Source organism: Pedobacter sp. 01N416 (assembly GCF_056399685.1).
Genome location: NZ_JBFTRT010000216.1, coordinates 1 through 7,792 on the forward strand (window position 1 = coordinate 1; position 7,792 = coordinate 7,792).

Below are 7,792 nucleotides of genomic sequence, written 5' to 3' on the forward strand. Positions count from 1 at the left end.
GTAATTATCAGCATCGTTATTGTTGATATTGGTACTGAAGTTTAATGAAAGTGTTCTCCCCCTACGCATAAATTTTTTACGCAATAAAATGTTGTTACTAATGGATGGTGCAGTATTATGATTTCTTAACAATTGTGACCCGGTAATCATATACTTATTAAAATCGCGGGTATAGGTGCTGTTGTTTAAGCTCTCGTTATCGGTATAACTTAAATTTGGCTGTATCCGAAGCGAGGTTAGCGAATCAATCTTGGTATCGACCATAAAGTTTAAGCGGTGGTTTAAACGATCGGAATTATTGACCTGATTGTTCTTAAAAACCGTAGTTTCATCACCCAATAAATTTTGCCTTACACTGTTCGACAGAATAAGGTTATCAGATTTATTAACGAAATAACTCAGGCTAATTTCGGTTTGATCGGCATATTCATCCGAAAAATTAAACCCGCCAGCTTTGGTATCGGTAATTCCGCCCCGGCCACCATTACTGCCGCCATTCCCTCCACCCAAGCCACCGCCAAAGTTTTGTTTGTTTACATTGTTGAACTGTGCAATTACGCTTAAGCGTTTGTCCTGATTAAAATGGTTAATGTTCGCATTTACATCGTAACGGTCGTTAGAACCATAACCTCCAGAACTGTTTCCGAAATAACCGTTTTTCTTATCCTTTCTGGTGGTGATATTAATGATCTTGGTTCTCGAACCATCATCGATTCCGGTAAACTGTGCCTGATCTGACAGTTCATCAATAATCTGAATTTTATCGATCATATCGGCCGGAAGATTTTTAGTGGCCAATAAAGGATCGTTCCCAAAAAACTCTTTACCGTCTACCTTAACTTTTGTAATGGTTTCGCCCTGGGCTTTTACTGTTCCGGCCTTATCTACCTCTACTCCTGGCAATTTCTTTAACAGATCCTCAACTACAGCATTCTCTACCACTTTAAACGAGCTTGCATTAAACTCGAGCGTATCCTTTTTTACTACAATTGGCGGAATTTCTGCTTTAATATCAACCGTTTGAAGGTCTATCGCACCACCTTCTAAAACAATATCGCCCAAGGCCACATCTGTTTTATCTGCCGCGATTGTAAAATCTTTTGTGATATTCTTTAAGCCTAAAAATGCAGCATAAAGTCTGTAAGTACCCGGATTTAAGTTTTTGAAAACAAATTTCCCATCCTCGGTGGTACTTACAGCACCAACCATGCTCGAATCTGTTAGGTTTCTAACAGCCAAAGAAGCATAATCGATCGGTTTTTTATCTTTTGATTGAATAACCCGTCCGCTAACTGAACCCGTTTTCTGAGCGTAAACATAAAAAGATGATAAAATAAGTAGGAGCGTAAAAATTTGTTTCATTCGGTTAGTTTGGTTTATAGCATAGAGACTAGCGACTTTTACAAAGGTTTATTTTACTTTGGTAACATTTGAAATACATAAATGTCAATCACACATTTAATATGGAAACGAAATGGGCATAAAAAGAAAAGTCCCGATTTTCATCAGGACTCTCATTATTTAAAGCATTATACTTTACATTCTTATGCGCTGACCGCCACCGCCACCGCGTTGACCTGGCATCTGCATATCTCCACTCATTGTTCTGCCACCAATACGGGTTAACGAATAAGTGAATGACAACATATAATAGCGTTTTAACACATTAAAGTTAACATCCTGAATTGATGTGCCTGTAGCTGTTCTGCTTACTCCTGTATTCTGGTTAAGTGCATCATTAACAGAGAATTTAAATGTACCTCTGTTTTTAAAGAACTGACGGCTGATGTATGGATTAAGAATAGTATATTCCTGGTTATACAGATCGCCACCACCAAAATTTCTGAAATAATCAATATCTATGGCTAACCTGATATTGGCTGGCAATACATAACTTACATCGAAGCTTGGATTAATGGTATAAAACTGTGTATTGGCAGATTGTTGGGCTGAAAAGGATGAATTGGTATAGCTACCGGTGATCCCCCCCGTTAAATCAAATTTATCAACGTTGGTAACCAGTTTATAACCGTTGGAAATGGTATACGTATTGGTAATGTTTTTAACTGATGTGGTACCGCCCTGTGGAACAATGTAATTTACATTCCTGTTATAAGCCCCATTACCTGATATATTTAAGGTTAATTTACGCTCTGCCATTAAAGGTAAAGACCATGTTGCATTAGCATTACCTGCATAAACACCATCAACATTAACATAACTCACCTGTTGAATACCACTAGGCAGCTGTGCAACACTATTACCGATACTGTTGAAAGTTTGTGTCAAATTTAGTCCTGCAAAGAAAAATCTACCGTTTTCAATATTAAAGTTATTGAAATTAATCCTTAACTGGTTATTAAAAGAAGGTTTTAAAGCTGGGTTACCTACATAAATAGTTTGCGAATTTGTATTATCAGGAATTGGCTGAATCTGATCAATGCTTGGTTGAGTGGTAGAACCACGATAATTAATAAACAAGCGTTTACGGTTGCTAAAGTTATACCTGAACTGCGCTGAAGGGGTAATATTAATAAAATTCTGCGTACGCTTTAAGCCAGTAGTTAAATTCGTGTTCACCCTGTTGGTTTGCTGTGCAGCTACTCCAATATTCCAGTTGTACTTTTTCTCTGTTGTTGTTAAACTAACGCCTGCCGCATTGGTAAGGGTACGGTTATTATAAATATTCGAGAAAGTATTGTCTACAAGGTCATATTGCAAAGTTAAAGGATTGTAATTAAGAACATCTCTTTGCGAATCGCTATTTGAATACCCATTCTGGTAATTAAATTCTACACTTAAGGTTTTATTTAAGGGCTCAGTATAAACTAATCGTGTCGTATTATTAATCGAATGACTGCTTGTATTATTCAACTGGTTGGTTAATGAATCTCTCTTTGAAGTACCAGTGGTAATCGTTTCATCTCTATAGTTAAGATTCGTACCATTATTATCATTAATACTGGTACTAACGTTTAACGAAAGGGTACGACCTCTACGTTTAAAACTTTTTCTTACTAATAAATTATTGCTAAACGCAGGCGTAGCTGCAGTTGTCGTGTTCCGTTGTAAACCTTCTGTTAATGAAGTTATAAAATTTCGGGTATAGTCTGTAACGCTGTTCCCATCAGTTTCGGTATAGGTTACATTGGGTTGAATCTTGATCGATAACGAAGGGTCTATTTTAGTATCAACCATAAAATTGAAACGATGGTTGATCCGATCTGTAGTATTATCTAATTTTTGATTAATATCGGTTGTTCCTGTACCTAAAAGATTTTGTGTGTGCGAATTCTGCAACAGTTCGGATGTTGCTTTGTTAAAGAAGTAACTGGCCTGAAACTGGGTCCCATCTTTATAGGTATCTGCAAAGTTTAAACCCGCTGCATTTGTATTGGTGATACCACCATTTCCACCAGCGCTACTTCCGCCTCCACCGCCGCCAAAACCGCCGCCTCCACGACCACCACCGCCTCCAAATCCGTTGCCTACACCACCGCCCTGACCAAAGTTTTGTTTGTTCACGTTGTTAAACTGGCCAATAAAACTAATCTGCCTGTCTTCATCAAACTTGTTGACGTTCAAACTYGCATCATATCGGTCATTGGAACCGTAGCCTACCGTACTGTTTCCAAAATAACCATGTTTCATGCCGCTTTTGGTTGTAATGTTCAGGATTTTATTTCTTGTTCCATCATCAATACCAGTAAACTGGGCCTGCTCGGAAAGCTCGTCAATTACCTGAATTTTATCAACCATATCGGCAGGAAGATTCTTTGTAGCCAATAAGGGGTCGTTTCCAAAAAATTCTTTTCCATCCACCTTTACTTTGGTAATGGTTTCGCCCTGGGCTTTAATACTTCCATCTTTTGCCACCTCTACGCCTGGTACTTTCTTTAATAAATCTTCTACAACTGCATTTTCACGTACCTTGATAGATTTGGCATCAAATTCAATGGTGTCTTTCTTTACTACAATTGGAATGGTTGCGGTAACGTTAACATCTTTTAAATCAACGCCATCGTCGCTCATGGCAATTTCGCCCGCATTTACTGCTGCTTTAGCCACTTCTATATCTTTAGTAGCTGTTTTTAAACCTAAAAAGGCGGAGTAGATTCTATATTTACCTGGCGCAATGCCCTTAAAACTAAAAGATCCATCCGGATTGGTTTGCCCTGAAGCAACAACACTCGAATCTTTTAAGCTCTTAACTGCTATTGTAGCAAAGTCGACTGGCTTTTTATCTTTCGCGTTAATTACTTTACCGCTTATTGAACCAGTATTTTGAGCCTGGGCAATATATCCACAAAATAGGAGCACAATGAATATTGCCCGCTGAACGTTTTTTTTCATCAAAAAATTAGATATTATAATACAAAACTAAGCTATCAGACTAGGGAAAGGCGCAAAGGTTTGTTAAGGTGTGTTAAAAGCTTGGTAACATTTTAAATACAGCTTTTAGTAGGCGATCAGATCTAAAAGGAAGATCGATCGGAAGTGGGATTATTTTTGTGGTGAAGGATAAGTTTTGTAGTACACTTTTGGGCAGTTACAGTTCTTTTTAAAAATACTGCATCCACTTAAACATATGGCCACAATTACACAGATGATACTAACTTTCGTTTTCATTGTTTTTATTTTATTTTCAATTGCAATGAAGCGATTCCGGATACATTAATTGTTTTTGGTAAGCGGTGTATTCGTCATGGTTTCATTGAAATTTAATTTATGAAGCAATACATAACTAAAAACTGCCATGGATGCCCCTAACATGTCGCAGCCAAAATCCCACCATTCTGCAGATCGGTAGGTAAAAACTTTCCATTGTAACAGTTCAATTCCGCCTCCAATTGCCGCATTGATGAGCAATATTTTAAAAATGGTCAATGTTCTGAAAGCGAAGGTATGCTGATATCTTATTTTCCCGTAGAAGAGTAATACCGATAAGACAAAGAAAAAACCCATATGGGTCATTTTATCAAAGCCTTTAAAGAAAAAACCGCTTCCACCCACAGAATCGGAAATTTCAATATTACAAAGCACTAAAACTACTATGGTCCATAGAACGGCCCATTTTTGCTGTTTCAGTGCTTTGTACAAAATATAATAATTATGCTCCTACCAGTTCCTGGTAAGCTTCTGCAGTTAATAAATCTTCTACTTCAGCTAAATCAGCCAAAGATACTTTTACCATCCAACCTTTTCCGTAAGGATCAGCGTTTACCAATTCCGGATTATCGTTTAGCTCAGCATTAACTTCTAATACCGTACCCGTAACCGGCATATATAAATCAGACACTGTTTTAACGGCTTCTACAGTACCAAAAACTTCTTCTTTTGCTACTTCGCTGCCTACAGTATTGATGTCAACATAAACAATATCACCTAATTCGCGCTGAGCGAAATCAGTAACACCGATAATAGCTTCGTTACCTTCAACTTTAACCCACTCGTGGTCTTTAGTGTATTTTAATTCTGATGGAAAATTCATGGTTTGTATTTATTGATATAAGTTATATTAATTTTCTTGTTTATTAAGCTTGTATGGATAAAACGTTTCCCAGCGTTTACCGGCCAAAAATACAATTTAGTTTAAGCATTAGCAAAGGGTAAATTTTAGTTAATTTCACGATAAGTAGTACCTAGGAAAAAAGCACATATTCGTAATCAAATGAGCATTCAAATAAGAAACCACTGTTTACTGTAACTGGATATCTAATTCATGTAGCATAGGCACATTCACTGCGATGTCTTTGCTCTTGTTGTAATCAAGGACATTGTGATTGTTAAAAATTCAATAATATAGAGTTTTACCTTTTCATTGGTTGTTAAATATCTTTTGTCGCCCACCCTTCAACGTCTTTAGAATCAGAAAATTCTAATGGACGAATAAAGTTGATGCCTTGGTAACAACCTTTTATTGGATACAAAGCTTGTCTCGGTTTCCCTTGGTGCACTGAGTCTTTAATTTGAAACATATCAATCCTAGTGGCAATTAAATGAGTCTTAGCAATATCTGATTTGATAGCAACATTGATATTCAATTTATCTGACTTAATACTTGGATAAGCGATAGCACCAATATCCTTTGAAAGAAAAAATTGTTTAGCTATAGCTATTGAAATTTTGTATTCATCAATATTCCCAGGATCCACATCCTTAACGAATTCTTCGGTAATAAATCTTTTCAGTTCGCGATCTATCTCTATGAGTTTTTTATTATTGTTGTAGGCTATTTTGATAGCCTTATTATTATAGTCGGCGTGCTTTTTACTATTAAAGAAAGCATTCTCATTTGATATAAATTCAAGAATGCCGATATGAACAAAATTTACCGGATGGAGTATTTCCAGCTCTAAACATGTGCAATACATCCCATCAACTGGATTTAGTTCTCGGATTGACGTATCGGCCCCATGGGAGGTATATAGGATCGTATCATTAAGGTCATTCAACCTTCCGATAGACCTGGTGGGTTCTGGACACCATAAATCAGATAGATTTTTGATGTCCTCCGGACTTTTATGGACCCTGACGCGATGTAATTTAAGTCCATACGGAAGCTTAAAAAAAACAAATTTGAAATGGTTTATCATGCGAGAAAAACTTTCCATGTAATCTTTAATAGAAGTTTCATGGATGTTTTTCTCACGGAACCTATCCATCAACTTTCTTTGTATACCTTTATTGTGATGACTATTATTCATTCGACATTTTACGTCTAAGTGTAAAGACTTTCGTGTTTAATGTTCTTCGCGTCGCAAATCGTTTTGAAACGTAGCAAGGTCATCTATCACGCAATCTATCCGGCAGATTATTCGTAGGCTAGAGGCATAAAGCTAAATGGTAAGCACTGGATAAAATGTAACGTAATGAACCAGAGGCTTCCAATAATCAATAGCTTTTGATCCTAAGCTATTAATTCAGTGTAAACCTTAAACTAAATCCGAAATTACTGAATGAAGTATTAAAGGTTTGTGAAGTATAAGGCTTTGTAATATTCGAATCGTAAAACAATTTGATATTAAATTTCTGATTCAACACATAATCTACACTTGGTCTTAAGGTAATGTTTTTTGCTCCTGAAGAAACTTCCGCTTCGGTAACATCAGCCCTGTAAATAACGGTTTTATTATCGCGGATAGCTACATCCAATTTGAAATCCATGTTGTTATCCATTTTCAGGCTTTTAAACCATCCAAATGGGAAACGGAATTTATTGGTACGGTAGCCCAATCCTAAAACCATATTGTTTTCTGATAGCTGTGCCAATTGACTGTTTGATAAACTTAATCCCAATAAACGTGAACGGTTTAATTCGAAAGAAGCGGTCAGGTTATTTTTAAACCTGGTATCAACACCAACCAACGGAGAAAAATATTCAGAAATGGTTACCTGAGCAAACTGGTATTCCGGTAAAAAATTATTATTTACATCTCTACTGCTAACCGCACCATTGGTTTCCTGATAACGCAATAATGAGTTAAAGCCATTAATATTATAGGCAGAGCGATAGCCATGTCTGATATCGACAGATGAAAACTTGTCGGCGATAAAAGGAATACGTGTTAATCCGCTATAGGTTAAACTCCAGTTYGGAAGTGGAATTTTAGGAAAGGCATTCATTTTCGTTTTCCCGGCATCTTTGCCTGAATAAGCGGCCATAAAAGCAGAGATAATTACATCCTGGCTTTCTTTACTGTAACCATCGGCATAACCGCCGTTTACACCCCCTGAATTTGGATTCTGAGCACCCAATCTTCGAGAGATAATGATCCTATTGGCCATAAAC

Annotated in this window: 6 protein-coding genes; all 6 read right to left on the reverse strand. The window is 36.9% G+C overall.

The features are described from left to right. Nucleotides 1–1,362 (reverse strand): TonB-dependent receptor (locus tag AC1DND_RS13470; RefSeq protein WP_477582289.1); only part of this gene is annotated, 1,362 nt, incomplete at its 3' end. A gap of 174 nt (nucleotides 1,363–1,536) precedes the next feature. Further along, the gene (locus AC1DND_RS13475) at nucleotides 1,537–4,353 is read right to left on the reverse strand and encodes an outer membrane beta-barrel protein (protein ID WP_477582290.1); all 2,817 of its coding nucleotides are present in this window, start codon (nucleotides 4,351–4,353) and stop codon (nucleotides 1,537–1,539) included. Between the two features lie 321 nt (nucleotides 4,354–4,674). Continuing rightward, complete coding sequence (locus AC1DND_RS13480; RefSeq protein WP_477582292.1) at nucleotides 4,675–5,100, reverse strand: VanZ family protein; 426 nt, start codon at nucleotides 5,098–5,100, stop codon at nucleotides 4,675–4,677. A 10-nt stretch (nucleotides 5,101–5,110) separates the two neighbouring features. Further along, nucleotides 5,111–5,491, reverse strand: a complete 381-nt coding sequence (gene gcvH / locus AC1DND_RS13485; RefSeq protein WP_477582294.1) for a glycine cleavage system protein GcvH — start codon at nucleotides 5,489–5,491, stop codon at nucleotides 5,111–5,113. A 337-nt stretch (nucleotides 5,492–5,828) separates the two neighbouring features. Next, nucleotides 5,829–6,707 carry a hypothetical protein gene (locus tag AC1DND_RS13490; protein WP_477582296.1) on the reverse strand — a complete coding sequence of 293 codons (879 nt, stop codon included), beginning with the start codon at nucleotides 6,705–6,707 and terminating at the stop codon, nucleotides 5,829–5,831. A 211-nt stretch (nucleotides 6,708–6,918) separates the two neighbouring features. Then, on the reverse strand, nucleotides 6,919–7,792 hold an 874-nt coding region (gene sov / locus AC1DND_RS13495), incomplete at its 5' end, for a T9SS outer membrane translocon Sov/SprA (protein ID WP_477582298.1).

What these genes read in the sequence shown, in the direction of transcription:
- gcvH (WP_477582294.1), bottom strand. Translation starts at nt 5,491, where the DNA reads ATGAATTTTCCATCAGAATTAAAATACACTAAAGACCACGAGTGGGTT.
- AC1DND_RS13490 (WP_477582296.1), bottom strand. Translation starts at nt 6,707, where the DNA reads ATGAATAATAGTCATCACAATAAAGGTATACAAAGAAAGTTGATGGAT.